This is a genomic window from Bartonella sp. CL25QHWL, from assembly GCF_042195335.1.
In the GTDB taxonomy this organism is placed as follows: Bacteria; Pseudomonadota; Alphaproteobacteria; order Rhizobiales; family Rhizobiaceae; genus Bartonella.
On sequence record NZ_JBHIOE010000046.1, the window covers coordinates 333 to 2,773 of the forward strand.

The 2,441-nt window shown below is 37.5% G+C and carries 3 protein-coding genes and 1 pseudogene; all 4 read right to left on the reverse strand.

Features of this window, described 5'->3' with window-relative positions; all coding sequences use genetic code 11:
• Window positions 1-59 precede the first annotated feature (59 nt).
• The 4 genes and pseudogenes from ACFILY_RS09275 to ACFILY_RS09290 all read right to left on the reverse strand — a co-directional run bounded on the left by ACFILY_RS09275 (window position 60) and on the right by ACFILY_RS09290 (window position 2,432).
• Window positions 60-347, reverse strand: coding sequence for a type IV secretion protein VblB7 (locus ACFILY_RS09275; protein ID WP_375634902.1), 288 nt, complete (start codon window positions 345-347; stop codon window positions 60-62).
• A pseudogene (locus ACFILY_RS09280) lies at window positions 334-1,262 on the reverse strand (type IV secretion system protein). The gene ACFILY_RS09275 and the pseudogene ACFILY_RS09280 overlap by 14 nt, the downstream one beginning before the upstream one ends.
• Before the next feature lie 57 nt (window positions 1,263-1,319).
• Complete coding sequence (locus ACFILY_RS09285) at window positions 1,320-1,655, reverse strand: EexN family lipoprotein (RefSeq protein WP_375637935.1); 336 nt, start codon at window positions 1,653-1,655, stop codon at window positions 1,320-1,322.
• 21 nt (window positions 1,656-1,676) lie between these two features.
• Window positions 1,677-2,432: a type IV secretion system protein gene (locus tag ACFILY_RS09290; RefSeq protein ID WP_375673350.1), complete on the reverse strand. Its 756-nt coding sequence runs from the start codon at window positions 2,430-2,432 to the stop codon at window positions 1,677-1,679.
• Between the last annotated feature and the right edge of the window lie 9 nt (window positions 2,433-2,441).

The window sequence follows — 2,441 nt, forward strand, 5'->3', positions numbered from 1 at the left end:
CATGCGATCTTGATCGAACGAGCGTGCTTCAGCAATATATTGTTCTACGGCGTTTTCTTTCATGCTTTTTGCCCGCAATTTTTGTAAGACTTCATTTCTTCGTCCGTGAATTTTTGTGCCAAAAGCGTTTCAAGTTTGCTCTCTTTCACAGATGATTGTGTATTGCCACTTATAATAATAGGTCTTGGAGTGGGCTTCTTCCCTTCCCAATTCCACATTGATCTGTTGAGTGGACGTTTAGAATATCCATCACACTTTGGGAGTGATTTCAGCGTGTTTGATGAAGACATACAGCCACTAAGAAAGAGAAATGGCAAGATAATCCAAATTTTTTTAACTCCCCGCATTTGTAGTATTACCTCCTCTAAATTTTGATGCCAAACCTCTAAAACCAGCAAGAGCACCACGACCAGCTAATCTGCTAGTGTGGTGAGCTAAATGTGTTGAACCTGCAAGAGATGCTCCTCCAGAAGCTAAAGCAGAGGCAATTCCGGGTAAATGGATAAAAAGATAAATTCCACCAATGCCAATAACCAAAAATTGAAGTACAGAAAACATGATATCTGTAAGGTCACCTGAAAGTATGTCCATTGCAAGACTTACATACACGTTACCAAGCAACACGACTAATACTTGCAAAATGATGAAGTTTGCCAATTGACCTAACCACGCTTCTGTAAAACGTCTTGTCGCTGAAAATAGACCAAAACCTATAAATATTGGTCCCACTGATATGACAAGAAATGATCCAAATTTAGCAAATATTGTGACGATAAAACCAATGGTGCAAAAAATCCCAGCAATCACTAAACAGATTAAACCAGCAATCCAGTTAACAATATACGTACCAACTTCAGTCCATCCGTTGTATTTATTTGCTGCGTCAAAGGCGTGCGCATAAGCATTTTGTATCATATTGTCCCAGACATTCTTATCAGAAATTGCACCTTGCGTAGCATTTGAAATGGCATTCGGCAGATCCGTGAAAAATATATTTGTGATCCATGTGTTATAGTTAGCGGCATTTGTGGCGAGTGTAACGATGATGCCAAGTTTGAAAGTTGTCGCTATAAAATCCCACAATGGCATAGAAGACCGCCCATAGATAATATTGTAACCTATAAATGCTATATATATTGTACAAGCTGCTGTAAGAGGAGCAGATAAAGCGCCTGAAAGATTGCTAATAGATTTACCCATATATTTGTAAGAGAATTCATTAAACGATCATCTATTGTGGTAAATATATCCTTTGTTACCATTGAATATCCATTTTATAATTTTTTTAATACTTTTATTTCTGATTGTTATAATAATTTTTATGGATCGAAATTGTTTTCGCTTTTTTCTTTAGCTCTCCTTTTTTCATATTCAGCTTTTCTCTTAGCTGCTTCTTCTTGTTGTTTTTTCTCAAATTCTTCTCTACGTTTACGATTTTCTTCGTCAATTTTTGCCCGACGTTCTTCATGAATTTGATGATCGGCTAATCGTGCATTTTGACAGTTTTTCGAATTTCCTGTAAATCCACATCTCACCGCCCATTCTTTAAGTAAATTTTCATCTTTCTTAAAATCTTCTACACTGTAGGTTTTTTCACATCCAGCGGTGATCAGCCCTGTGCTAAGTAGTAGTGCTGCGATAATAACTTTGTTCATGATTAAGTCCCTCTTTAACTTTTAATGACCGCGAAGTTGATTTGCATAATCTTGGTATCTTTTACTAGCTTCTTCTCTAATCCGTATGGCTTCAGCTTCAGATTGAGCTTGTTGAACCATAGAAGTAGCTTGAGTTTGTAAAGCCTCTGCTTGTAATATTGCTTGTATAGCTGCTAATTGTGTTTGAGCATCTTGAACTTCAGCAGCGGTTTTAGCATTTTTGAGTTTTTCAATAATCTTACTAATGGCTTCTTTCTTTTTATCGGCATCTTCGTAAACAGCTTGCCCTGTTGCTGCTTGTCCTACATTGCGATTGTGCAATTTTTCCACTTCTTGCTTGTAAAAGGCATCAACGGCTTCTTTTGATCCACTACCACCCGATGGTTCTTTATATAAAAGTTTTTCCTTCCATTTTTCAGTGTTTCCGCTACCACCACCGGTGCCATCTATTGATTGTTCTAAATGATTAAAATCAGAAGGAAGAGCGCCACTGCTCCCTTGCTTGTTGAGCAACTCCTGCAATGCGGATAAATCAGGTTTTCCATTTAAGGAACTATATAATTGTTTTGCTTGATCGAGTTGGCTTTTTAATTGGTCAAGCTGTTGTCTGCCTTGTTGAATTTGTTCTTGCAATTTGTTAAGTTGTTGTGTGCCTTGCTGGACTTGTTTCATTATTTGTCCTACAGCCGCAGGATCATATACCATGATAGCGAATGCATTTGTTTGAAAGCCAAATGAAGCTGCATAGACGGCTGTTGCCAATAAAAGTTTTTTCATTGCTTTGAC